Consider the following 24,686-nt stretch of genomic DNA (forward strand, 5'->3'; position numbering starts at 1 on the left):
TGACATCGATACTATCGCTGGTAGCGTCGAGAGCATTCCATTGGAAACATCGATACGAGGAGAACCGTCGTGCCCGAACGTCTGCGGATCATCGGGGTGGAAGAGACCGTCGTCGTACCGGCCGTCTACAACGCGTACCAGCGGGCCGGATCGCCGCAGATCTTCTCGCGTGGCTTCGGCGACAGCCCCATCGCGAAGAACCTGCACGAGGTCGGTGAACAGCGACTGGCGCACATGGACGACCAGGGCATCGACGTCGCGGTGCTGTCCCTGTCGTCGCCGGGAGTGCAGGACCTGCCGGAAACCGACGCCGTCGCGGTGGCCCGCGACGTCAACGACCAGCTCGCCGAGATCGTCGCCTCCCGGCCCGACCGCTTCCAGGCGTTCGCCGCGATACCCACCCAGTCGCCGGCCGCGGCCTCGGCCGAGCTGGAGCGCGCGGTGTGCGAACTGGGCTTTCCCGGAGCCATGCTCTACGGCCGCACCGGAGACAAACCGGCCGACCACCCGGACAACGACGAGCTGTACGCCACCGCCGAGCGGCTGGCCGTGCCGTTGCACTTTCACCCGCAGACGCCGGTCCAGCTCGTCATCGACGCCTACTACTCCAACCTCCCGGAACCCGTGGGCACCGTGCTGGCCGGGGCCGGACTCGGCTGGTACTACGACCTCGGTGTCCAGTACCTGCGCATGATCTTCTCGGGGGTCTTCGACCGGTTCCCCGACCTGCAGGTGATCGCCGGCCACTGGGGCGAGGTCGTCATGTTCTACCTCGACCACACCGGCTTCTTCGGCGAGGCGGGCGGTCTGCGGCAGCCCTTGGCGGACTACTTCAAGCAGAACTTCTGGGTCGCCGGCAGCGGCACCAACAGCCCCCGCTACCTGCGCTGGACCGCCGAGGTCATGGGCACCGATCGGATGCTGTACTCCACCGACTACCCCTTCACCTACGGCTTCCGCCCCGGCGGCTTCCCCTACGTCGACACCAGCAACGGCGAAGCCCGCTCCTTCCTGGAGAACTCGCCCTTCACCGACGACCAGAAAGTCGACATCGGCCACCGCAACTGGGAACGCCTCACCGCCCGCGCCAAGCGCCCGACGGCCTGAAGCGTCACCCACAGGGGCCGACCGGAACACCGCCATGCGCTTCGGCAGAGGTCTACGCCAACCTCCTGAACAGCGTTGACGCGCCGACCACTCAAGCCCGCCATCGTTTGTGGGAACGTCGGCCGCGAACGCCCTGAGGGGGACGCGTCAGCGGGTGCGTTCGTAGTGTCGGCGCGCCTTTTCGCGGTTGCCGCAGACGGCCATCGAGCACCAGCGGGCACGGTTGGCGCGGCTGCGGTCGAGCAGGAACAGCCGGCACTCGTCGTTGGCGCAGGGGCGCAGCCGGCCCGGCAGTTACTTCTCGGTGGCGGCCCAGGCCAGAACCGCCTCGACCGCCGGGCGGGCGTGCCGGGGGGTCTTGAGAGATCTTCTACCGGGAAGCCGGCCCCGCCGACGCCCCCGCGATCGTCCTGCTGCACGGCCACCCGACCAGCTCCTTCATGTTCCGCGAACTCATCCCGCTGCCGGCCGACGACTACCACGTCATCGCGCCGGACCACCTCGGCTTCGGCCACTCCGACGCCTCCTCGTGGAGGACTTCACCTACACCTTCGACGCCCTCGCCGAGCTCACCTCCGGACTGCTCGACCAAGTGGCCTGGACCGCTACGCCCTCTATGTCCACGCCTACGGCGCCCCCATCGGATGGCGCCTCGCGCTCAAGCACCCCGAACGAATCTCCGCCCTCGTCACCCAGAACGGCAACGGCTACGGCTACGGCTACGGCTACGGCTACGGCTACGGCTACGGCTACGAGGACGGTTTCGCCCGCCGCGCGAACACCCCGATCGTTAACGTCGTCGGGGATCACGCCACCGGCCCCAAGCCTCTGGACTCCCTGCTCGAATCGGATGTCGACGCGCTCGCCGGTACCGTCTCCGGCTGGGTGCGGCGTTCGGCGACCACAGAGGCGCTCGGCACGGACGCGGCCGACGCGGTCGCGGCGGCGCTGACCTCCACAGGCGCCGAACCGGCCGGGCAGGGCTCCTCACGCACCGGCACCTCCGGGTCCGTCTCGACCCTCATCGTCCCGGCGGACCTGTCCTGGTCGGTCGGAGGCCGACCGGCTCCACCGGTGAAGTCGACCGCCCCTCCTGCGCCTTCCGAGGCGCACGTGCGAGTCATCGCACGCGTGCTGCGCTCGGGAGAACCGTGCGTACTCCTGCTCGACGGTCGGGCGTTGAGCGAGCGGGGACTGCGCGCGGCGAGCCGGATCGGGCGCGCGGCTGCTCTCGCGGAACTGGGCCGCCCGTCAGCGCCGAGGCGCCGTAATACCCTCCGTCGAGCCCCTCGCCTATCGGGGCGAGGAGATCACCGTCCAGTTCCGGGACGCGCGGGCACCTCATCTTGTGCGGCGCACGCATCCCGGTGACCTCGTTCGCCTAGCCCGGCCGCACCAGCCTGCCGACGCCCCCCGACACCCGCGTGCACGTCCTGGCCGAGGACGGCGGCGACAACAGGTTCTACGCAATCCTGCGTGCGGAGTTGGAACGCGTCGGCGCCATCGCCGACGCGTCGGCCCAACTCTTCGACCTGTCCCGCCCCGACCTGGACTTCGTCTCCCTCGCCAACGGCATGGGCGTACCCGCCACCCGAGCCGGGACCGCCGAGGAACCGGCCCGGCAATTCGAGCGCGCCCTGTCCGAACCCGGCCCCCACCTCATCGAGGCCATGCTGTCGCCCACCGGCCGTTGACCGGCCGGTGGCCGCCGAACCCGAACTCCACGACGCGCTCGACATTCCGCTCCGTCCCGCAGTGGACAACCCCAGGACGGAAACAGCCATGCACATCGGCATCCCCGAGAACAAGGACCCGCTCGCCTACGTGTGGGTCGGGTGGTGCCCGAGATCGGGTTCGCGGCCTCCACCTTCTCGATGAAGGGCTACGACGCCTCGAACCTGGGCCTGCGCGAGCTCGAAGCCGCGCGACGATCGCCCGGATCAGCGAGCGCGTCATCTGCCTGGACCGGCGCACCGAACAGGACGGGGAACCTGCCGGTGGGGCCGACGTGGTGGGCGATCAGGGCGGCGTTCCAGCCGGTCCCGGCCGGGCGCCTCGCGCGCGCTGCCCGCCTCCGACCCCGAGATCGTGGCGAAGGTGGTGCTGACCGCCATCGACACGACGCACTGACGAAACCGCCGCACGCGAACCGGCCCATGAACAAGGAGCGGTGGCCGACATGCTCCCCCACGTGTGTCAACGGTCATCTGATCCGGGTCTTCGGCGATTTTCGTGAAGCGGATCATGGTGCGGTAGTCGTGCTGGGTGCTCGGGGGTCAAGTCGCTGAACTGCTGAGAGTCCTGTTTCCGCATCTCGCGCGGGTGGCGGTCGAGGCGGTCGCCGCTGTCGGGAGGTCGGTGCGGATCAAGGCGCGTTGTACCGGTCTGGAGGCTGAGCGCGTTGTTGGTGCCGCACGGGCTTCCCGAGATGGACCGGTCCCAGGGCGAGGCGACCCGCGAAGGCGTTGCGGGGCGACGGTGCGGACACGACGGAGCGGCCTCGGCCGGTAACCACCTGGCAGGGCCGGCGGCACTTCGCGACCACCCCGCCCCGGCACCCGCCCGAGCCCGGCGCCCCGCCACGCGGCCGGGACGAACATCCGGCCCATCGGCTCCGGGCCGGCCGGGGCGCCCCAGCGCGGCAGCTGGGCATGGATGCGGCGATGTCCGCAGGTGCCGTCGGACATCGCGAAGGCCTTGGCGACGAGCAGCGTCAATTCTTCGCGCCGTTGTACGGTCGCGGATTCCGGACGGTGGCGCCACTCGTACTATCCGGACCCGGACACGCCGAGGCGGTCGCACAGGAATGCGACGGGATGGGCAGACGCCGCGGTGCGCGGCAGCCGGTCGCACGTTCCACCTCATCGGTTCAGTCCTTCCAGCCGCTTCGCGGCGCGTTCGTTCCCGGCCGCCCACGCGTCCTCGACCCGGGTGCGGTGGACGTGGACGTCGCGCATCGTCGTGGCGATCCAGGAACGGCCGAGGATCTCCTGGATCGAGAGCAGGTCCAGACCGTTCAGATACAGCTCCGCCGCGCAGAGACGGTTCATCCCGTCGATCGGGCAGTCGACCACCCGCCCGGTCAACTGACGGATCTCGACCTTGTGCCGCAACTCCGGGAACGTGAAATACGTGTTCACCGACTGCGCGCGGGCGAGCCGGGTGCCGCTGGGCGACTCGCGCGACACGCGTCCGAAGTAGCCGTCGGCGTCCTTCGGTTCCATCTCCCACAACGGGCGGCCGCGGGTCGGGTCCGGCGTGCCGGCGTGTGAACCCGGCGAGGATCGCGAAACCGCGCGGCGGGTCGGGCGTTGTGTCGGGACTCCGGTAGTGGATCTTCCTTTCCAAAACGTTCACAGTCAGTACATGGCATCAGGTTCGACATTTTCCGGGCGTAGAGGAACCAGTCGTTACGAAAGAGGGCAGTGGGAGCTCCGCGAGAGCCTCTGCTCCAAGATTGCCGAACTCGAGGCACACCTCAGGAGCAAGACGGCCGAGGGCCCCCTTCCGGCGCGGACCCAGGTGCTCGCGGAGCAGGCACTCAAGTCCTTGGACGAGGCGAGAAGCGCGCTGCGCCACGATCACCGCCGGCGGCTGCCCACGCAACACATGGCGGTCGCGCAGACGCGGTACGACGTGGCGTACATCCTCATGCTGCGGCTGTCGTCGTTGGACGACGTGAGAGCGATACTGCCGGGCATCGTGGCCTACATCCGGGAGCACCTGCCGGTCGGCGACGAACGCAGAACGCAGGTCGACGAGATCTCGCTGGCCGTGCGATCGGGTGGGATCGTCGACGACGTGCAGCGCGAGGTGCTCGTCGACGCGTCCACCGTCGCCCATCAGGCGCACCTGCGAGAGAAGCTCAGGGTTCGCAGCTTCGCCAACATCGTCTTCGGGGTGTCGGCCGTCCTTGCCGTCATCGCCTTCCTGGTCGCCGCGTTCACCGCCGTCTCGCCGGAGACGGTGCCCCTGTGCTTCCACCCCGAAGGCGTCGGGATCGTCTGCCCCACGGCGAGCGCACCGGTCGATCGGAGCGAGGTGGCCGTCGGCAATGTCGACGACCTCTACGCGAGCGTCGCGCGCGCTTGGGACTACCCCGTGGTCGAGTTCGTCGGGCTCGTGGCGGCCGCCGTGGCGGCGGCCGCCTCACTGCGACGGATCAGGGGCACCTCTACCCCGTACAACGTTCCCGTGGCGTTGGCGCTGATCAAACTGCCGACCGGCGCGCTGACCGCCGTGCTCGGACTGCTCCTGATGCGCGGCGAGTTCGTCCCCGGGTTGAGCGCCCTCAACTCGTCGGCCCAGATCATCGCGTGGGCCGTCATCTTCGGATACGCCCAGCAACTCTTCACCAGATTCGTCGACAACCAGGCGCAGGTCGTCCTCAACTCGGTCGGAGGACCGAACGGCGCGGCCGTCAAACCCGTCCGCCCATCGCCGAATCAGTCGGAGTGATCCGGCCCTGGGCTCGTAGCACGATCGGCGCAGCGCACGGAAAGCGGGTGCGCACGTCGCCGATGGGTGCCACTCCCGGGAGGACCGCCGAATCGGCCGATCACTCCCTCGCGGGGTCACTCCCGGAGGCGTGCCGTTGACATGCGGTTCGTACCGTCCTGTGTTCCGCTGGGACGGGCGCGAGCGATCGCAATCGAAGCGAATGCGCCACGCCCGTGGCCGCGCCGAGCGACCGAAACTGCGCCATGCGAAGGAGCCGACCATGCCCGGCGACATCATTCAGCCCTGCAACTTCACCGTCAACAGGCCGACGATCAAGGCTGGTTCGACGGGGGACGCGGTCAAACAGGAGCAGTGTTACCTCAACCATTCGTTGACCGGGACCAAACTCCTCGAGGACGGCGTGTTCGGACCGGTGACCGATGCCGCCACACGCAGATTTCAAACGTGCGCGAAGATCGCGGTCGACGGCATCTGCGGCCCGCAGACCTGGTCGTTCCTGACGTTCTGGGCCAACTCGCCGGGCTTCGTCTGCTGAGCCCGTCGCGTGCGTGTCGGACCGATCGGGGTGAACGGCGGTTGGCATGGCCAACCGCCGTTCACCCATGGTCTCAGACCTGCACCGGCACCGGTACGGACTTGGCGACGATCAGCCGCTGCCCGACGTTGATCAGGTCCGGGTTGGGAATCCCATTCCAGGTGACGAGTTGCTCGACGTTCGTTCCGTATTTGCGGGCGATGGCCGTGAGCGTGTCACCGGGCTTCACCGTATAGAAGGTGTCGTGCGGTGTGTCGGACTCGTTGACGATGAGTTTCTGCCCAATCTGGATCAGGTCCGGGTTGGGAATCTTGTTCCACTCGACGAGTTGCCCGACCGTCGCCCCGAACATCTCGGAGATGGCCGTGAGCGTGTCACCGGACTGGACCGTATAGCGGGTGATATTCAACGTTTTTGTCGACATATCGGCCACGGTAACCCAAACATGCCACCATCGCGCGGAGGAGCGCTTCGCGTGTCATCTCGGCCGCAGCCGGGATGCGTTCCGTGTGCCGACGACTGTCGTCGACCCGGGACGCACCGGGACGGACGCCGCCGCTCGCGCCGTACGACGCCGGCGCCGCACCGCGAACACCGCTCCGGAGCGCGGCGGTTGCACGTCGACAAACCGCTCCCCAGCGAACCGGCGGCCACCGTCGGCGGCGGCGAACCGTGTGGGGGACCCCGTTTCTCGGGGCGGTCGGTGGTCCGACCGGGTACCCCATTTGGCGGAGCGGTGACATTCCCGAAGTGCACAACCCTTCGACGCCGCCGGACAGTGAGTGGTGAGTCGGCGATGGGTCGAACTCCGGGCCGCCGCGAAACGAGGCATCGCCCTTCGGGCGTGGAACCTCCTCCGATCGAGCGATGCGCCCCATCGCCCACCGGACCTTCCTTCGGTGGCCGGAAGACGCCTCGAAACCCGCTCGGCGATCTCTCGGCGAGCGGTCGAACCCCGCATCGCCGCCGCCGGAAGCATCCAAGGGCCCAGCCGGGCTTCACCTCCGGCTGGGCCATGTGTGGTGGGCGCTGTATGTGAGCGCCTGTGGGCGTGGGTCTGTATGCATGGGTCTGTATGTGGGCGTCTGTGTGGCCCCGGGTGATGTCAGTCGTCCAACGGTGCGAGGGGGTGGCGTCGGCCCGAAAGGGTGAGCGCGAGGACCCACGGCCGGTCGGAGAGGGCGGCGATGTCGTCGGCGGAGAGTATGGCGGTGGCCACCGTGCGGTTCCCCTCCGGGGGTTCGACTCCGTGGCTGCGCAGGATGTCGTGTTCGGGGCCCGCTGCGGGACCGGTCAGCCGAATGACCACCGGCAGGACGCGCGTGCCCGGGTCGCCGTCGTCGTCGATGGCTTGCACGAGGGGGGCATCGAGCTTGGCGTAGTCCATCCGTCGAGTGTCGCACCGACCTGTGGCCGTCGCGGGGCCACGGATCGGTGCGACGACGTCACGCGTCGTTGCTCACAGATCGGTGGCGTCGATCAGGCCGTTGCCCCACTTGGGGTCGAAGTCGCCGGGCGCACCGCCCGGGAAGGAGGCCTTGGCGCGCAGGATCGTCATGAGCTTCTCGCGGTCGAGGTTGGGCTCACGTTCCAGAAGCAGCGCGGCGAGTCCGGCGACGAAGGGACTCGCCATGCTGGTGCCCTGGAGGGCGAGGTGCTTGCTGTCGACGACGAATTTCGCGGGCATGTCCTCGGTGTCCCGGGAGAAGGCCGAGATGATCATCGCACCGGGGGCGGTGATGTCGGGTTTCGCGGCGCCGTCGCGGCGAGGGCCTTCGCTGCTGAAGGACGCGATGTCGTCCTCTTGGAGCCAGGTCGCCTCACGGGCGGTGCCGCCGGCGTCCGTCCACCGGACCCGCGTGGCGTGACAGGCGACGGTGACGGCGGAGGACGCGGCCCCGGGTGAGCCGACCTTCATCGAGTCCTGCACCCTGGGGCCGCTGAACTGCACCGGGTGATCACCGCCGAGAATCCAGGCGTCGACCCTGCCCTGGCCGCCTGTCGCACCACGCAACACCAGCTGCCAGGGCCTGTTCCCGAGCGCCTCGCCGTCCTTGCTCTGCACGGTGGCAAAGAAGTTGAGGTCGCCGTTGACCGGGTCGGGGCCGGGCGTGGTGATCTCGACCAGGCCCTCGGGCAGGATGTGTCGACTGGTCGGACGTCCCGTCGTCTTGACCGGTTGAAACGGTGTCGTGGCGCCATTGGGAGAGACCACGGCGACCTCGATCCGGTCGCTCGGGGGATACCAACCGTTGACCGCGAACACCGGGGAGTTCCCGGGATGGCAGGGAATCGACCTGACGGCGCCCTTCGGTACGGTGAGCTGGATGTGGATGTCGTCGTCGCCCTCGTTGCCCGCCGCGCAGCACACGATCCGGCCGGGCCCGACCTCCTCCTCGATCGCCTGCGACATCGCGTCGGTGCCGTCGTGGGGGTCGAAGTGCCCGCCCAGGCTCAGGTTCAGCACCACGGGCAGGTTCAGTTCGCGACCGACCCGGAAGATGTACTGGATGCCGTCGATGATGTGGGCGTCGTCGAAATCGGTCTTCACCATGACGATGCGCGCGCCGGGGGCGACACCGTCGACGCCCGCGGCGATGCCCGCCACGTGAGTGCCGTGTCCCTCGGTGTCCCGGGACAGGATCTGCCCGTTGCCGGGGAACTCCTCACCGTATCGCCCCTCGGGGACCCCTGACCCGCCGAGGATCGTCTGATCCCAAACGCGTTCGATCCGTCCGGCGAAGTCCGGGTGGCGCGGGTCGATGCCGGTGTCGACGATGCCGACGAGCACGCCCTGACCGGTCAGGTGCGATGTGTTGCGGAACACGGTCACGCCGGCCTTGCGCTGCGCGACGTCGAGAAGGGGACGCATGCGGTAGGCCGGGGCGATACGCCGGATCCCCGGGTGCGCCGCGACGCGGTCGAGCGCGCCGATCTCCACCAGAGCGGTGCGAACCGCCCGGCCGCCCTCGTTGAGTTCCACGCCCTCGCCGGCGAGGTCGTCGAGCGAGGCTCCCGGCTCGCATTCGAGCTTGACCACGACGCGGACCGGCTTGGCGCGTTGACGTGCCGAGACGAGCCCCGACATGACGGACGTACGAACCAGCGGGCCGGGCCGCCGCTCCTCCTCCAGATACCGGTCGTAGGTCGCGGCCAAGGACGGAGCAAGTTTGTCGAAGTCCATGCTTCGTTTCCCTTCGAGGTTGCGACGAGGCACGGCATACCCATCCGAATCGGGCCTCGATGCCGAGCCGCAACCAGCTTCGAGCACTCGAAAAGACCACTGTGCGTGCGGCCGGCCGAAGATCCCGAAGTTCACCCGTATGGGCACGCCTTGCCGGCGGAGCCCGGGTCGGGAGCGTGGCGGTGCGCGTACCCGTCGGCAGGCGGCGGGGCACGTGCCGCCGGTGGGATCCGGACGACGTTCGCCGTGGCACGAGGGGCGCGATGACCGGCTTGGGTGGGTCGGGGTTGGCTGTCGGCGGTGTCGACGAGGACCGGCAACGCCTTCGAGACGACTGCCTCGCTCTCCGACGGACGCGACACCGATGCCTTTGCCGCGCTGGACGTCACGATCCACCGGACCGAGCACTTGTCGAGCACCCTGGCCGCCGTCGACCGTGGTCGGCACCCGCTCCCCCACGGTCGTATCGGGCCGGCGACTGGCGCTGGAGAACCTCCTCGACTTCCGCCGGCAACTCGCCCTGGACGACGTCGCCCTGACCGACGCCGAGATGGACCGCCTCGCGGAGGCAGCCCGGCCGCTGGTCCGGCTGCGCGACCGCTGGATCCTGGTCGACCCCGTCCACGCGGCCCACGCCCGCGCCCGCGGCCTGGGCACCCTGGCCCCGCCCGACGCCCTCGCCGCCGCCCTGTCCGGCACCGTGACCGTCGACGGCGTCCCCCGCCCGTGCACCGCCGCGGACGGCTTCGCGACGCTGATCGGCGCCCTGCGCACCGCATCCTCCCCCGTGCCCGGCCACACGGTGGCCCGACCGCCCGGGCTCGCCGCGCCCCTGCGCGGCTACCGGCAACGCGGCCTGGACTGGCTGATCCGCCCCACCGACCTCGGCTTCGGCGCGCTCCTCGCCGACGACATGGGCCTGGGCAAGACGATCACCGCGATCGCGTTCCACCTGCACCGACGGACCCCGCGCCCCGCCTCGGCCCTGGTGGTGTGCACGGCGTCCCTGGTCACCAACTGGGCCCGGGAGATCGCCCGTTTCGCCCCGCACATCCCGGTGCGCCGCTACCACGGCACCGACCGCGACCTCCACGACCGCGACCCCCACACCGTCGTGATCACCACCTACGGCGCCCTCCAACGCGACCGGACCCACCTGGCCACCGTCGGCTGGGACCTGATCGTCGCCGACGAAGCCCAACACGTGAAGAACCACCACACCAAGGCCGCACGAGCGCTGCGCGAGGTGCCCTCGCGCACCGCGATCGCGATCACTGGCACGCTTGTCCCGTAAGTGATCTTGAGGTGTGTGGGGGCTGTTGCCCGTCGCTGGGCTATCCGGCAAGGGTGAGGTTGTGCAGGCGGGCGATGCCGAGCATGGCGTGGTGGACGCCGTCGCCTCTGCGGCGGCAATCGCGGAGGATCCGCCAAGTCTTCATGCGGGCGAAGACGTGCTCGACGCGGGCGCGGACTTCAAACCGTCCAACATCAGGGTTGGGACGGTCCGGGCGATGTCGATGTCGCGGCGGGCCTGGCGCGGGGCGCGGGGCGCGGTGCAGGTAGAGCACGGGGCAGGGGGTGGTGGGTCTGATCGGGTTCTCACGCCGCGTGCGCTTGCGTCGCCGGAATGTCCCGATCGGCCGGTTCCCCCGAGGTCGACACACCGCCCGCGCCCGAACCTGGCAGGCCACCGTGCGGATGGCATCCCGGGCACCGAGGTCGAGCTGATCCGGCCCGGGCCGGGGTCGTACCGCAGGGAGGCCAGGGGCCGCCGTGTTGTGCCGCCTGGATCCCGAAGGATGCCTGGGCGGCGAAACGGACGTTCCGCGCGAACGTCCGGCACAATCAGTAACAATTCAGTTACATTGGATCACTGTGAGGGCAGGCAGCGAATCCCATCCGCTGTCGGAGGTGTGACAAATTCCGCGCACCGACCGCCCACTCGCACGTGATCGCGATGGCCTGTGGCGGCCCCGTGAACAACATCTACGCAGAGGTGGTGGCTGTCCCATGGCCCAGGAAGCCAGGATCGACGTCGAACTGACGTGGAAGCAGGCCGAGGAGAAGTCCTCGGCGGACCAGTTGGCGGAGTTCGCCGGGAACCTGCCGCAAGGCCCTTGGTTCGGCACCCCGATGGGCGTGGTGCGCGACGGCGACCGGAAGCCGAAGCACACGTGGCCGCTGCGGTCCGCCCGACCGTACCGGCGGGAGGTGGCCGTCGGCGAGGCCGCGGTCTACCTCGCCGACGGCCACGAGGAGTTGCAGCGGCCGTTCATCTTCGCGGACGGTTTCAACTACGGCCGCAGTGACCTCCCGGGGCTGTTCGCCCACTTCAACGCGCCCTACCCGGGTAGCAGCGTGGGCTTCCTCGAGCAGCTGCTCACCGCGGGCATCGACGTCGTTCTGGTCGGCTTCGAGGAGCGGCACACCTACATCCAGGCCAACGCCGGGGTGGTGATCAGCGCCATCAACAAGGTCATCCAGGAGAGGCAGGGCGGTGAGCCGCTGATCGTCGGCGGGGTCAGCATGGGCGGCATCATCACCCGTTACGCCCTCGCCGAGATGGAGAACCGGCAGCAGGACCACCAGACCGCGACCTATCTCTCCTGGGACTCCCCCCACAACGGCGCCTGGATCCCGCTGATCCTCCAGCAGATGGCCTACTTCTTCGAGTCGCTGCCGGCCAAGCCCGGCAAGGTCAAGGAGGCCGAGCTGATCAGGAGCCCCGCCGCGCAGCAACTGCTGTACGCATGGGTCCCGGACGCGAAGTACGAAGGCCCCGTCGCCGCCTCCAGCGAATTGCGCACGCAATTCCTGGCCGAACTGGAAGACCTCGGCCGGTTCCCGCAGCGTCCGCGCAAGTTGGGCGTGGCGAACGGCACCGGCAACGGCACCGGCCGTGACCTGCCGGCCGGCACGGAGGTGTTCAAGCGGCAGGTGCCACTGGTCGTCTACGCCCGGGCGAACTTCCAGCCCGACGGCGGAACGCGCGAGCCGATCGGTGAGATGCGGGCCGTCGGCCAGGTCCGACGGGGCTTCACCTCGCACGTTCCCGGCCTCGACGGCGCCCCCGGTGGCACCCTCGACTCCTTCGGCAAGATCGCCGCCGCACTCGGAGCCGACCTCCCGGAAACCTACAAGTTCAGCTGCTTCGTCCCCTCCGTGAGCGCGGTCGCGCTGGACTACGACCCGGCCCGGTGGGACGTCGACCCGTACGAGAAGGTCGAAGCGGCCGACGAGAAGAGCGCACTCGACGAGTTCAAGTGCGACAGGGAGAACACCGTGCACAGCCAGGTGACCAAGCCACTGGTCGACTGGATCGTGGAGCGAATCGTCCACTGATACCAACGAATCGGACAGCACGGGACATCGGCGGCCCGCGGATCGCCGCACTGCGGCGTGTCCCCGAAGACTGCGGGGACGCGCCGCCGGTCGGCGAACGAAGACGCGGTCGTTCTCCGTTCACGGACTCACGATCGGGTGCAGGAGTGCGGCGGTCGAGCAGCCGGTGGACGCGCCGGAGCGTTGGACGGACACCGAAAGCATCCGTACGCCCTGCGTCATGGCGTGCAGAGGCACGGGCGACTCGCCGGGCTTGATCGTTACGGTGGCGAGGACGCGCGTGCCGTCGGAGACGACGACGGTAACGGGTCTTGGATCGGAGGAGTTCCACTCCACGGCCAACAGGGTGTCGAGTGCTCGGTACTTGTTGTCGAGCAGGTAGCTGCGCGCGCCCGGTTCGCAGCCCATCAGCGTGTTGCCACCGACGATTCGGTCCGCGACGCCACCCTGGAGACGCAGGGTTTCGAGGGCGAGCCCATCGCCGGGCGCCGCTGTGACCGGAGGTTTCCCCGTGTGGGTGGGAGGCCTCGTCCCCATTGCCGTCGGGTCGGGGGCCGAATACCTTCCTGCGGGCTCGTCCTGGAGTTGGAGAACGATCACCGCGATCAACGCCGCCACCACTGCGGCCACCGCACCGATGATCGCTGCCATCCGGGACGACGACACACCACCCGCCACGATGGCCCTCGGCCGAGCCGGATATGCCGTCGGTGGCGGAGCCGGGTGCGGTTCGGCGAGGTTCGTCGGCAGCCGCGGCGCCGGCAAGGGAACGGGACCGGGGGGCAGCGTCGGGTAGGTGTCCAGGGTGTCGTGCAGTCGCCGCAGTGCGGCTTCCGCGTTCGCCGGGGGCGGGTTCTCCCGCCGGACGCGTCCCAGCCGGTGCAACTCGGCGAGGTCGTCGGACCGGCGCCTACGGAACAGCGTCATGAGTCCCCTCCTCCTCCCGTCCCGCTCGCGCCTTGGACGCCCGACACCGTCGACGAGGTTCCCCGATGCGCCGCCTCGGCGGCCTCCAGGTGAGACCTCGCCGTCGAGACCTGCGTGCGTACCGTGCTGGCCGACACCCCCAGCATCGTCGAGATCTCCTTGACTTCGTACCCGGCCAGAGCAAGCACCGCGACCTCCCTGCAAGCCGGCGTCAAAGCGTCGATGACCCGACAGGCCCGGACGAGCCTCTCCTCCGCGTCCTGGCGCACCTCGTCCAAGGCCTTGGGCAGATAACCGATCTCCCCCACCCGCTCCATGTCGCCGAGGGGCCGGACGTGGCGTTGGTACGCGCTTCCGCGGTGCTTGCGCGCCGCGTTGATCACCGTCGTCCACGCGTAGGTCCGCTGTTGTCCCACCTCCGTCATGGCCTGCAGGGTGTGCCAGTTCCTGAACAGGCCGATGCACGCGTTCTGGATCACATCGTCCGCGTCGTCGCCCACGTAGGTGTACGCGACCCGGACCATGTCGGCGTGCATGTCCCGCACCAGGGCATCGAGATCCTCGTACCGAACCCGTCTCCGCCGCCCCCCGAACACGGGAATCAGCCGTCCACCACGACGGCCGCCACCGCCGCCACCGGCGCGCCCACAGGCGCGATCAACAACATCGACCCGTCCCCCCGACGCTCCAGCACCAACGTCCCCCCGGCCGCGGCCTGCGCCGCGACACCCCGAATCGCCCTCGCCCGGGTCAACTCGCAGACGACCGCCACGATCCCCCTCGCCACCACGAACAACACCGGCACCAGCACGTACACGACGCTCCCCGAAACGACCACCGTGACCACCCCGCTCCTCTCGACGGCGAAAATCGCTCGTCGACAAGAGGGATCCATCGTGGCGTCAAAACGTCCAAGTGATCGCCGGAACACCGAAATTGCCGGCTCCGTCGACGCGCTGCCGTCAACACCCCCGTGATCGCTGCGCACACGCTCCGGCGCTCGGCACCCTCCCCATCCGATCGCCGGATCACGCCCCACCCCGCCGGTCCAGCGGGCCGGCGTCGACCGCCGCGCGAGTCCCTACAACAGCTTCTCGATGGCGGAGTCCTCCCCCAGCTCACCGGCCTGCATATAACCCCGGAACACTGGGAAGTTCGCGACGGATCCGGGCCGATCGCGCAGCTACTCGGCGCGCTTGCCCTGCCCGCGGCCGGCGTTGATCAGCCTGGCGCGCAGAGTGACCGGTCAGGCTACGTCCAAGCTTGCGCGCTCGGCGGTACTGGAGACCGGTCGACACGCTCCGGCGGGTCCGTCGCCGGCAGGTCCACGCACGCGATGCCGCCGAGGCTGTGCCCGAGCAGCGTAACCGGGCCGTCGCCGGGCACGTCGTCCACCGACCGCGCGATGAGTTCGTGCAGCCCTTCGCCTCGCGCCTGGTATCGCAGGATGTCCCCCAGCATCGGGGTGATCCCGTCGATGTGCTTGCCGCGGCGTGCCCGCAGATACAGGGTGCCCAGGTTCTGCACCCATCCCGGGACCTTCTTGCGGATCGCGTCCAGGTCCCGCGCGACCGCCTCGAGCACCACGTTGCGACCGGCACCGGTCGGCGCCGGCACCTCCCCCAGGGACACGATCGCGCACGCGACCAACGCCCGCGCCACCACGTACCGGTGGGCGTGCGCGTCGATCTCCGCGGTCTTCGCCGCCGCCCGCAACTCCGCCGACGCCCGCACCCGCACGAGCGCCTCGTCGAACGCGGCCGAAAGCCCGTACCCGGTCAGCGTCTTCCGCAGTTCCGGCGACGGTTCCCACTGCCGGATCCCCCGCAGGAAAACCTGTTCGGCGGGTTCGGCACCGGGGCTCGCACGCCTCGTGGTCGCCTTCTGCAGACCCAGGAGCCGCAACTCCCGCCAGGGGTCGGTGTACAGCACCCGCCATATCGCCAGTTGCTCGTCCTCGGGATCCGCGGTCCCGCCGCCCGAGGTCTCGCAGCCCGGCACCGAGAGCCGGCTCGCCGGACGCGCGCCCTCCGCCTCCGCCCAATGGCAACCCCTGAACCGCACGTCCCGGAAGCGCCCCGCGAAGACCCCGGACAACACGCCCATGGTTTCGTCGAAACTCTTCGCCCTCACCCCGGTCCCCGTGCACGAACAACACCGAACGCGCCATGCGGACCTCCCCCAGGTCGGCGATCGCGCCACCGCACCGACCGCGGCACCGCCCCCTGATCGCTCCGCGATCGTAGAGTCACGGACCAGCCCGCGACGCCCGAAGACCCGAACTCGGCGGCCGAAAACAAACCCGCAGTTCACTTCGATCACCGAACACACCGGGCCCGATGGCCGCCCAGGACGGTGGCCGTGCACACCCTCGGCGGGTCCGAGAGCGTCGGCGCCGCGGCCCGGCGGTCCTTCGAGGCGCTCCCGACGCCCCACGGACGGACCCTCGGCGAGCCGAACCCGATTCGCGGCGGGCATTTTCACGAATTCCGCGCGGCAGACTTTCGGATCCCTCACGCTCGACACCACGGGTGACGATCCGGTTGACGCACGGCCGGCCGAGGCCGCGTTCGTGATCAGCACGACGAATGAAGCGGGCGAGCTCGAGAAACCGTCCGACCCGGCACGGGAACCCCCAGCACAGGAATCAACCTTCGTGGGGTCGGAACGGGCACGCGTGCTGACCACCGTGCTCTCCCTCACCTGCGCCGTGGCCGCCCTCGTGTGGACGCAGTACCTGCGCTCCCACGGCGAAGTCGACGTCACCGGCCGGGTCGCGGTCTCACCCTCGGGCCCAATCTCGAACGGCGGTCGCATCGACGTCGTCATCGACGGCGCACCGCGCCGCACCCATCTGCGGCTGACCCTCGCGATTGCCGACGCCGACCCCCGGACCCAGTCCTGCGTACCGGAGACCACGCTCGACCTGGTCCTGACCGGCCGAGGGCGCCCCGTCGTGGTGGAGCGCGTTGTCGGAGGCACCGCCGTCGAACTTCCGCTCGGGGGATTCCGCAGCGTCGTCGGCGCCACCGTGACGGTGCACGCCGACAAGGGCTGCGCCATGAACGTGTCCGTGGCGACCGCGATCCTGCACGACTGAGGGAGACGAACGAATCGGATGAACGGAAAGACCCTTCGACGCCGGCCCGCGGCCCTGCTGCTCGCCGCACTGATTCTCGTCGGCTGCTCCACCGATCCCTCGGACCCACGATTCCTCGGCAAATCCACGATCTCGGTGGGCATGCACAACGACCTTCCGGCGTCTCCCTCCTCGAGAACTACCGCCGATCCGGCACCGACTACCTCCTCGAGCAGATGATCGAGAAGGAGTTGCGGATCAAGTCGATCGTGCCCACGGAGGTGTCCTCCGCCGACCGGATCCCCAAACTGGTCGCCGGCAAGGTCGACATGATGGTCGGATCCTTCTCCATCACCGCCGCGCGCATGAAGGACATCGACTTCGTCGGCCCCTACCTCACCACCCGCCAGGGATTCCTGGTCGGCCGGGACGGCGCGAACGTCCGGTTCGTGTCGGACCTCAACGGCAAACGCGTGTGCACCTGGGAGGGAACCACCTCCGGAGACGCCCTGGACCAGTTGAGAAGTGCCAACATCGACGTCCTGACCGTCGCCGACGCAACCGGATGCGTGGAAGCACTGAAAGCCGGCCAGGTATCGGCGATCTCGACGGATCAAACCATCCTGTACGGCTTCGCCAACCTGAAATCCGCCGCCGGATTCCGCGTGGTCCCCGACCTGACCATCGGGGCCCCACAGCACTACGGCATCGGACTCCCGAAGGGACATCGCAGCGACTGCCGACACCTGAAGGAGATCGTCAAGTGCTACGTGGAAAGCAGCACCTGGATCGCGGACGTCCAACTCTCGCTGCCCCAGATACCCGCCCAGGACCCGGGCTGGATCAACCACTACAAGCCGAACTCCGCAGCCATCGACGCACGCTCGTGCCGCGACACCGCAAGCCCGTGACCCTGTCCGATATCCCGTGGGTTTGCGTCGGGCAGCGATTGCCGCAGCAGGGATCCGACCATGGGTCCAGCGGTCGCGTGCCCGCATTTCCACGTGGGGATCATGACGGTTCCTCGGGATTCCCGAAGAACCGTCATGATCCTTTCCGGCGGCCCGATGCCTTCACCCCACGCCGACATGGGACGACACGGCCGATCGGAGGGATGAACACCCAGGCGAACCCACGGGATTTCGCACAGTAGCGCCCGGCCGGGTAGTCCACGTCCGGGGTGAGGTGCGGGCGGCCGGTCTCCAGGTCGACCGTCCAGTCCCCGGAGGCGCCGGTTGGAATCAGCGGCGGCCCGTCACCGATTCCGCACTCGGTGCTCGGCCCCGTGGGCACCACGACCTCGATCGGTGTCGAGTCGTCCAGCCCCGTGACCCGGAGCGATAGACGACCGACGGTCAGCGGTTCCGGCGGCGCGTGCTCATAGCGGTAGACCATCGCTTCTGACGGCCCGAGGAGGCCGCATGGGCGGGCACCTTCCCGGGTACCGGGGCGGCGTGTCCGGGTCCGGGCGGTGTCTTCGCGCGTTCGCCCCACGCGCGAGCGGGTGACACGCCCCGACCCGGACCGCTTGCGCCGTTCGCCGCCCGGGACCGACGGCGGCCTCGAACCGGATCGATGATCTCCGCGGCCGATCCCGCCTGGACCGTCGTCCGCGAGTTGCCCGAGGACCGGGTCCGCTACGTCTTCCCGCCCCAGGGCGCCGAGGAGGGGCGGGGAGCCCAGACGTGTTCCACGACGCAATCCGCGCATCGTCGACGAGGTCGGCGCCACCCCGGCACTCCACTCCCTCGACGCGAACGCATCCGCGCCGCCTCTGCCGCCCCCGCTGCGCCCGCCGGCGAGGCAGAATCAAAGTAGGACCCGATTCGTCACCCTATCCACCCACCCGGGCCGCCCGCGAGGCCCGCCACCAGGTCCCCCCACGAGGGAGGAATCGATGACCAGGACCAGCGCCGGCACCCGATTCGGCACCGATCGCGGCTTGGTGGGCCGCATGCTCGCCACCATGTTCCTGCTCGGACTGCTCTATGTGGTCTTCGTGGGCGTGCTCGTGGTGATGCTCGGCCGGGCCTGGCCGCTCGCGGTCGTGCTGATCGGCGGTGTCTTCGTCGCACAGTTCTGGTTCAGCGACAAACTCGCGGCGTTCGCCATGGGCGCCCGCGAGGTCACCCCCGAGGAGCAGCCGGAACTGCACGGCGCGGTCGACCGGCTGTGCGCCCTCGCCGACATGCCCAAGCCGCGCGTGGCGGTCGCCGACTCGGATGTGCCCAACGCCTTCGCCACCGGCCGCAACCGGAGGAACACGGTCGTGTGCACCACCACCGGGCTGCTCCGCCGACTGGAGCCCGCCGAGTTGGACGGCGTCCTGGCGCACGAGCTCTCGCACGTCGCGCACAAGGACGTCGCGGTGATGACGATCGCATCCTTCCTCGGCGTCCTGGCCGGGCTGCTCACCCGCGTCGGCGTACAGTTCGGCCTCTTCGGCGGGATGCGCCGCGACCAGAACACCGCGGTCCTGATGCTGGTGGTGACCGCGGTGAGCGTGGTGGTGTACACGCTGAGCTTCGTCCTCATCCGGACCCTGTCGCGCTACCGCGAGCTGTGTGCCGACCGTTCGGCCGCGCTGCTCACCGGTCGACCCTCCGCGCTCGCCTCCGCACTGACCAAGATCAGCGGCACCATGGCCCGGATCCCGACCCGCGATCTGCGCCGGGCCGAACCCTTCAACGCGTTCTTCTTCGCGCCGGCCATCGCCTCCAAGGACAGCCTGGCGAACCTGTTCGCGACCCACCCGACGCTCGAACGGCGCCTCGAGCAGCTCGGCCGGATCAGCGCGGAACTCGGCGGTGCCGCCTGATGGGGCTGTTCGACTCGGTCTTCGGCCGAAGCAGGCCGGTGAAGCCTGATCTCGACCAGTTGTTCGGCCTGCCCTCGGCGGCCATCACCCTGGAGATCGCCGCCGGGTTCCGCCCCACCGGCACCGGGTCGGTGTGCTTCGCCACCGTCGAGGGCGGCGCGTTCGACCAGGTGCTGCGCGACCTGAACGATCTGGTCGAGGGGTTGCGGAGCAGCCGGGACGAGTACGGGTACACGTGGCTGCTCGCCGAGCGCCCGCCCGAGGACGTGAGCGCCCTGGTGATCGATCTGCACGCGATCAACACCGCGCTCGAGGATGGCGGTTTCGGTCCGCAACTGCTTTGCTCACTGGCCGCGTTCGGGCATCCCGACGGCCGCCGGCTCGCCTTGGTCTACCTGTACAAACGCGGCACCTTCTACCCCTTCGCGCCGGTGCCGGGCGTGCACGAGAAGCGCGACACCGCGCTGGAGATACAGGTGAACGCGTCGGTTACCGACGATCTGCGGCTCGAATCCGACCTGTCCCGGTGGTTTCCGGTCTGGGGCGCGCCGGGTCTGTGACCGTACGCCGGGCAGGTCACGGTCGCGGTCGCGGTCGCCGCGCCGACGAACGGACGGCAGATCCACGGCCCCGAAACGAAAAGCACGCCCTGCCGGCGGCTCACGGGCGGTCGTGACCCACCCACCGGATGGCCGAGGCCGGGTTGCGCGGCTTCGGCGAGAGGCCGCGGGACCCGGGTCGGGGCGGTCAGCCGAGCAGCGCGCAGGTCGGCGGAGGTGGTGTCCAGGTCGGCGGCGGCCGCGGCGATGACGCGGCGGTGGGAGCACCACACGACGTGGGCGGCGCCGTAGTGGGCCTCGCGCAGCCGGCGGGTACGGGCCCCGGCGGTCGGGACCCCACCATGCGCACCGCCGTCGACGCGATGCTCACGAAGGCCCACACCCTCTCCACCCACAACCTCTCGGTCGAGGGCCAATTCCTGCGGGCCGCCGCCACCGCGGCCGCGAGCGGCGCGTACCTCGACGGGCTGCTCGGCAAGGCCGGGTACCGGATCCTGCACGCACCCCGCGACTGACACCGCGATCCGGGTGGCGTTCGCGTCGCACTGTGGACACCGAAGACCTGACCCGCGACTGGCCACCCTTCGATGAATGGCCAGGGCCGATAGGCGCCGTCACAGGCACAACCCGCGCACCATCACAGCGGTTGAGGGCGAGGAACAGGGAGGGAACTGCTCAAAAGCAGAAGATCCGCCCGTCTCTGTCGGTCCGGAAACCGGTCCGATCCCGCTGGTCGGCGGCGGGGAGGCACGGGCGGGCGGGCGGCGCGGGGTCCCGAGCCGTCGCTGCCGACGGGACGCGGCGACGCGTGTACACCGTTCACACCGCAGGGTGACGGCGCTCGGCCGGGCGGGTGACGGAACGCCTCTCGGGCTGCGGCGCGACGAGCCGGCGTTCGAGTATCGATCCCGCCGCCAACCGAGCGGCAGGTGAGTCCGTAACGGCTTCGCGCCGCGCAATCGGCTCGCCCACGACTGTCCGAGGAGTCCCCAACCGTGCGTTCTCGTTTCGTCGCTGTGACAGCCGCTGCCCTGGCTGCGGTTGCCGCTCTTGCCCAGCCCGCCCAAGCCGCCCCGCTGATGGACGGTGTCTATCGATTCCCGGCACTCAGCGACGGAAAGTGCCTGACCTGGCCCAAAACCGGCGGGGGCGTCGGGACGGTATCCCTCGGCGCCTGCACGGATACCGCATCGACCTCGGCGAACTGGCAGGTGCGGCAACGCTCCAACGGGACGATGGAGGTCTCCGCCCAAGGCTCCGGCCGGCACGCGTGCCTGCGAGTGACGGACTCCTACCACGTGGTCGTCAGCGACAACTGCGGTGACATTTACGCGGACTGGACCGTCTCCGTCGGCTCCGACAGTCCGGGAAGCCCTGTGTACGTCGACATCGAGCACACACCCGGCGACCACTCCGCGTCCTGGGGCAGTCTGGTGGACAGCCCCGGTGTCACAGGCCGTCTGGTCGTGCAGAGGGTCCCCGTCACCTCCCATTACTGGACGGTGGAGCAGGTCGGCTAGGCCTGTTTCAGAAGTTGATCCTGCTTCACAACCATTCGCCGATGGCGGCGATCGTGATCGTGGCTTCGAATCGGACGGCGAGTTTGTCGTACCTGGTCGGTGCGCCACGAGGCGCCATGGAATCGAGTGAGGTGAGAGACCTTCACCGCCGGGTTGTCGCAGCAATCCGGCTGAAGCTGGGGGCAGTTCGGCCCAGGGGATGCTGAGCCGAGCGGTAAGCAGCCCCGACAACGTCGGGACGGGCTGGCACTGCCAGACAGCCCGGGTCAGGCTAGCGAGACGGGAAGGTGCACGCGAGAAATCAGTGCTTGACGCCCCGTAATTACGACACCGGCTCGAACCTGGCGGATCTGGGCCGGACGCAGTGCACGACCACCAGCGCTCGTCGGTGGTCGACTCCGAAGCCGACTCGACTTATCGGTGGGGAGGCCACGCCGAAAGCCTGCGGCGTAAGCGTGGCGATGCTGCCGGGGTAGAGCTGGGCATCTCACCCGTCGATCGATTTCGTGGTGAACGTGGGAACTGTCCGCGGTCGCCCTTGCGTCGGGCATCCAGTCCGATCGGGGGCAGGCTCATCGCCGGCTCATGGCCGTCGGGCAGGACGGAGGTTCCGTAGTACTCCGAGGCCGGGAGAGCCGGCCACATGGGGAAGGGAGCCAGCAAGTCAGCAGTAAGGACACTGGAATGCCAGGAGGTTGTCGCCGGTGAATACCGACGAGCTGGAATGGGCCTTGATGAAGGCCGAACGCCGGGTACTGGAGATCCAGACCAAGCTGCACCGTTGGGCTGCTGATGATTCTCATCGCAGGTTCGACGACCTGTTCAACCTCGCTGCGCCACGAAAGCGCCCTGTCATATCCCCGGTTTAGCCGGGAGGAACTCGGAGGAAGGTTCCTGGGTCCGATGGCTAACCTGAATCCGAAAGGTGCAGGGAACAATAGCATGCCAGAAAAGTAACGCTCGTGTTCAGGCGCATGAAACGAGGCGTTGCGGGACCCGCGCGATATGGATAAAGCTTGATTGCCTAGACCTCAATCTCCAGATGGTGCAAGAACACGCCCGCCGGAAATCGCGCCTGATACCGGCGCCACAACCTGCATCGGCATTACGAGGTGGCCGATGCATCCTCCGGGATGTGGAGCGATGCCCAACGAGGGCATTCAAGGAGATGAATGAGGATCCTAAGTCGCACTATTACGTATGACAGGGACGAACGTGGGATCGCCTAAGGGACGCGAGTCCTAAGGTGACAGAGGCCCCGTAGTAGTCGTAGGAGTAACGCCCTACCAAGGGGGACGGGAAGGCCGTCCGCAGGGCCAAGGGGGCCAGGTGATCGGATATTCGAAGACTGGGAGGCATGCGAAATGCAGAGCGCCGAAACAGTACTGGGTATCCTCCGTGATCGCGGTAGGCGTGGCCTGCCGTGCAATGAAATGTTCCGTCAACTGTTCAACCCGCAGATGTATTTGATGGCCTACGGGCGCCTGTACTCCAACCATGGAGCCATGACGCCCGGGGTCGATGGAGAAACCGCAGATGGCATGTCGCTGGCGAAGATCGAAGGCATCATCGATGCTCTGCGTCACGAGCGCTTCCGGTTCAAGCCGGCAAAACGCATCTACATCCCGAAAAAGAATGGGAAGCAGAGGCCGCTCGGCCTTCCTCCGTGGTCGGATAAGCTCGTCGGTGAAGTAATCCGCCTCTTACTGGAGGCATATTATGAGCCACGGTTTTCCGACCACTCACACGGTTTCCGTCCCGGCAGGGGTTGTCACACTGCGCTCAGCGAAGTGGCAGACCTTTGGACCGGCACGGCATGGTTCATCGAGGGTGATATCTCAGACTGTTTCGGGAGCCTTGACCACGAGGTCATGCTCTCGACGCTGGCGGAGAGAATCCACGACAACCGGCTCCTCCGGCTGATCAAACAGATGCTGCAAGCCGGATATCTGGAGGATTGGGTATGGAACGCAACGCTCAGCGGGGCTCCACAGGGCGGTGTCGTTTCGCCGATCCTCTCCAATATTTACTTGGATCGGTTGGACAAGTTCGTCGAAACAGTTTTGATTCCGCAGTACACCCGAGGAGCGAGCAGGGCACTCAATCCTGCCTATGCAAGGGTGCGAATGGCGGCGGTGCGCGCTCGAAGACGCGGCCATACGACCGCGGCACGCGAGTTGCGTGAGCAGTTGCGGGGAACGCCCAGCAGGGATCCTCAGGATCCGGGCTACAGGCGACTCCGCTACTGCCGGTACGCCGACGACACCCTCCTCGGATTCGCCGGACCGAAGGCCGAAGCCGAAGAGATCAAACAGCGTCTGGCGCAGTTCCTTCGAGACGACCTCAAGTTGGAACTGAACCCGGACAAGACGCTGGTCACGCAAGCCCGAACCCGAGCAGCGTCTTTCCTCGGCTACGAGATCACTGTCCAGCACAGCGCGACCCGCCCGTCTGTCAACGGCAGCGTCGCACTGCGTGTCCCACGGCAAGTGATCAAGGCCAAGTGCGTCCCCTACCTGAAGCACGGAAAACCCGAGCGCCGCTCCGAGTTGTTCAATCGTGACGACCTCACGATCGTCAGCACATACGGGGCGGAATACAGGGGGCTCGTCCAGTACTACCTGCTGGCCGGTGACGTCTGGAGACTGAGCCGGTTCAAATGGGTCGCACAGACCTCGATGCTCAAGACACTTGCCGCCAAGCATCGTTCGACGGTGTCGGCGATGGCTCGCAAATACAAGGCCAAGATCTCGACACCGGATGGACCACGGACATGCTACGAGGCCAGCGTCCAACGGGCAGGCAGGAAACCACTGGTCGGAAGGTTCGGCGAAACCCCGCTGAAGCGGCAGAAGAAGGCGGTGCTACAAGACCGCCCGGTAGTCCGGCCCGTTGCCCGCAAAGAGCTGATCACACGGCTCCGCATCGGCAAGTGTGAACTATGTGAGCGGAAAGATCAGGTGGAAGTGCACCAGGTCCGAAAACTCACCGACCTCACCGAGCCCGGACGACCACAGCACCCGTGGGCGCAACACATGGCCAAGAAGCGAAGAAAGACCCTCGTGGTCTGCACCCGCTGTCATGAGGCCATCCATGAGGGGCAACCAACCGCGTAATTCACGGAGTAGTCGCTGGAGAGCTACGTGCACCGAA

The 24,686-nt window shown here is 68.4% G+C and carries 22 protein-coding genes and 3 pseudogenes; 15 read left to right on the forward strand and 10 right to left on the reverse strand.

What is annotated here, in order from left to right:
• The first annotated feature begins 69 nt into the window (after window positions 1-69).
• Entirely contained in the window at window positions 70-1,107 is a 1,038-nt protein-coding gene (locus OG948_RS01970; protein ID WP_406293274.1) for an amidohydrolase family protein, read from the forward strand.
• A gap of 147 nt (window positions 1,108-1,254) precedes the next feature.
• Here OG948_RS01970 and OG948_RS01975 read toward each other — a convergent pair.
• Window positions 1,255-1,470 (reverse strand): annotated as a pseudogene (locus OG948_RS01975) (CGNR zinc finger domain-containing protein); the annotation flags it as partial.
• A 2-nt stretch (window positions 1,471-1,472) separates the two neighbouring features.
• Between OG948_RS01975 and OG948_RS01980 the strand changes: the two are divergent.
• Both OG948_RS01980 and OG948_RS01985 read left to right on the forward strand, forming a co-directional pair.
• Window positions 1,473-1,830 (forward strand): annotated as a pseudogene (locus OG948_RS01980) (alpha/beta fold hydrolase); the annotation flags it as partial.
• A 701-nt stretch (window positions 1,831-2,531) separates the two neighbouring features.
• Entirely contained in the window at window positions 2,532-2,801 is a 270-nt protein-coding gene (locus OG948_RS01985; protein WP_406293276.1) for a thiamine pyrophosphate-dependent enzyme, read from the forward strand.
• Window positions 2,802-3,968: 1,167 nt separating this feature from the next.
• Here the strand turns inward: OG948_RS01985 and OG948_RS01990 are convergent.
• A complete protein-coding gene (locus OG948_RS01990; RefSeq protein WP_406293278.1) occupies window positions 3,969-4,331 on the reverse strand; it encodes a hypothetical protein in 363 nt (120 codons plus the stop codon).
• A gap of 298 nt (window positions 4,332-4,629) precedes the next feature.
• On the opposite strand from OG948_RS01990, the gene OG948_RS01995 reads away from it, so the two are divergent.
• Entirely contained in the window at window positions 4,630-5,565 is a 936-nt protein-coding gene (locus OG948_RS01995; RefSeq protein ID WP_406293279.1) for a hypothetical protein, read from the forward strand.
• Window positions 5,566-5,827: 262 nt separating this feature from the next.
• The gene (locus OG948_RS02000; RefSeq protein WP_406293281.1) at window positions 5,828-6,103 is read left to right on the forward strand and encodes a peptidoglycan-binding protein; all 276 of its coding nucleotides are present in this window, start codon (window positions 5,828-5,830) and stop codon (window positions 6,101-6,103) included.
• 73 nt (window positions 6,104-6,176) lie between these two features.
• Here the strand turns inward: OG948_RS02000 and OG948_RS02005 are convergent, their stop codons facing one another.
• The 3 genes from OG948_RS02005 to OG948_RS02015 form a co-directional block, all read right to left on the reverse strand.
• Window positions 6,177-6,527 carry a LysM peptidoglycan-binding domain-containing protein gene (locus OG948_RS02005; protein WP_406293283.1) on the reverse strand — a complete coding sequence of 117 codons (351 nt, stop codon included), beginning with the start codon at window positions 6,525-6,527 and terminating at the stop codon, window positions 6,177-6,179.
• Window positions 6,528-7,208: 681 nt separating this feature from the next.
• A complete protein-coding gene (locus tag OG948_RS02010; RefSeq protein WP_406293286.1) occupies window positions 7,209-7,490 on the reverse strand; it encodes a hypothetical protein in 282 nt (93 codons plus the stop codon).
• Window positions 7,491-7,562: 72 nt separating this feature from the next.
• On the reverse strand, window positions 7,563-9,287 hold the full coding sequence (locus tag OG948_RS02015) for a S8 family serine peptidase (RefSeq protein ID WP_406293288.1): 1,725 nt from the start codon (window positions 9,285-9,287) through the stop codon (window positions 7,563-7,565).
• A 436-nt stretch (window positions 9,288-9,723) separates the two neighbouring features.
• On the opposite strand from OG948_RS02015, the gene OG948_RS02020 reads away from it, so the two are divergent.
• A complete protein-coding gene (locus tag OG948_RS02020) occupies window positions 9,724-10,581 on the forward strand; it encodes an SNF2-related protein (protein WP_406293290.1) in 858 nt (285 codons plus the stop codon).
• Window positions 10,582-10,621: 40 nt separating this feature from the next.
• Here OG948_RS02020 and OG948_RS02025 read toward each other — a convergent pair.
• A pseudogene (locus OG948_RS02025) lies at window positions 10,622-10,762 on the reverse strand (transposase); the annotation flags it as partial.
• Window positions 10,763-11,297: 535 nt separating this feature from the next.
• On the opposite strand from OG948_RS02025, the gene OG948_RS02030 reads away from it, so the two are divergent.
• Entirely contained in the window at window positions 11,298-12,629 is a 1,332-nt protein-coding gene (locus OG948_RS02030) for a hypothetical protein (RefSeq protein WP_406293292.1), read from the forward strand.
• Between the two features lie 120 nt (window positions 12,630-12,749).
• On the opposite strand, the gene OG948_RS02035 is transcribed toward OG948_RS02030, so the two are convergent.
• From OG948_RS02035 to OG948_RS02050, 4 genes are all read right to left on the reverse strand, one after another.
• Window positions 12,750-13,556, reverse strand: coding sequence for a hypothetical protein (locus OG948_RS02035; protein ID WP_406293295.1), 807 nt, complete (start codon window positions 13,554-13,556; stop codon window positions 12,750-12,752).
• Complete coding sequence (locus tag OG948_RS02040) at window positions 13,553-14,152, reverse strand: RNA polymerase sigma factor (RefSeq protein ID WP_406293297.1); 600 nt, start codon at window positions 14,150-14,152, stop codon at window positions 13,553-13,555. Before OG948_RS02040 ends, OG948_RS02035 begins: the two co-directional genes overlap by 4 nt.
• A gap of 5 nt (window positions 14,153-14,157) precedes the next feature.
• Complete coding sequence (locus OG948_RS02045; RefSeq protein ID WP_406293300.1) at window positions 14,158-14,403, reverse strand: hypothetical protein; 246 nt, start codon at window positions 14,401-14,403, stop codon at window positions 14,158-14,160.
• 404 nt (window positions 14,404-14,807) lie between these two features.
• Window positions 14,808-15,689, reverse strand: a complete 882-nt coding sequence (locus OG948_RS02050) for a hypothetical protein (RefSeq protein WP_406293303.1) — start codon at window positions 15,687-15,689, stop codon at window positions 14,808-14,810.
• 523 nt (window positions 15,690-16,212) lie between these two features.
• Here OG948_RS02050 and OG948_RS02055 point away from each other — a divergent pair.
• The 8 genes from OG948_RS02055 to OG948_RS02090 all read left to right on the forward strand — a co-directional run bounded on the left by OG948_RS02055 (window position 16,213) and on the right by OG948_RS02090 (window position 24,649).
• Window positions 16,213-16,656: a hypothetical protein gene (locus OG948_RS02055; RefSeq protein WP_406293304.1), complete on the forward strand. Its 444-nt coding sequence runs from the start codon at window positions 16,213-16,215 to the stop codon at window positions 16,654-16,656.
• 215 nt (window positions 16,657-16,871) lie between these two features.
• Window positions 16,872-17,546 carry a transporter substrate-binding domain-containing protein gene (locus tag OG948_RS02060; protein WP_406293306.1) on the forward strand — a complete coding sequence of 225 codons (675 nt, stop codon included), beginning with the start codon at window positions 16,872-16,874 and terminating at the stop codon, window positions 17,544-17,546.
• 986 nt (window positions 17,547-18,532) lie between these two features.
• On the forward strand, window positions 18,533-19,453 hold the full coding sequence (htpX, locus tag OG948_RS02065; protein WP_406293308.1) for a zinc metalloprotease HtpX: 921 nt from the start codon (window positions 18,533-18,535) through the stop codon (window positions 19,451-19,453).
• Complete coding sequence (locus OG948_RS02070) at window positions 19,453-20,013, forward strand: hypothetical protein (RefSeq protein ID WP_406293310.1); 561 nt, start codon at window positions 19,453-19,455, stop codon at window positions 20,011-20,013. Before htpX ends, OG948_RS02070 begins: the two co-directional genes overlap by 1 nt.
• A gap of 128 nt (window positions 20,014-20,141) precedes the next feature.
• Complete coding sequence (locus OG948_RS02075) at window positions 20,142-20,528, forward strand: hypothetical protein (RefSeq protein ID WP_406293311.1); 387 nt, start codon at window positions 20,142-20,144, stop codon at window positions 20,526-20,528.
• 480 nt (window positions 20,529-21,008) lie between these two features.
• Window positions 21,009-21,533 (forward strand): hypothetical protein, encoded by a 525-nt coding sequence (locus tag OG948_RS02080; protein WP_406293313.1) that lies wholly within the window; start codon window positions 21,009-21,011, stop codon window positions 21,531-21,533.
• 704 nt (window positions 21,534-22,237) lie between these two features.
• The gene (locus tag OG948_RS02085; RefSeq protein WP_331772767.1) at window positions 22,238-22,402 is read left to right on the forward strand and encodes a hypothetical protein; all 165 of its coding nucleotides are present in this window, start codon (window positions 22,238-22,240) and stop codon (window positions 22,400-22,402) included.
• A 495-nt stretch (window positions 22,403-22,897) separates the two neighbouring features.
• Window positions 22,898-24,649 carry a reverse transcriptase domain-containing protein gene (locus OG948_RS02090; RefSeq protein WP_331772768.1) on the forward strand — a complete coding sequence of 584 codons (1,752 nt, stop codon included), beginning with the start codon at window positions 22,898-22,900 and terminating at the stop codon, window positions 24,647-24,649.
• Window positions 24,650-24,686: the final 37 nt, after the last annotated feature.

Origin of the sequence: Embleya sp. NBC_00888 (genome assembly GCF_045207655.1) — a bacterium.
GTDB lineage: Bacteria > Actinomycetota > Actinomycetes > Streptomycetales > Streptomycetaceae > Embleya.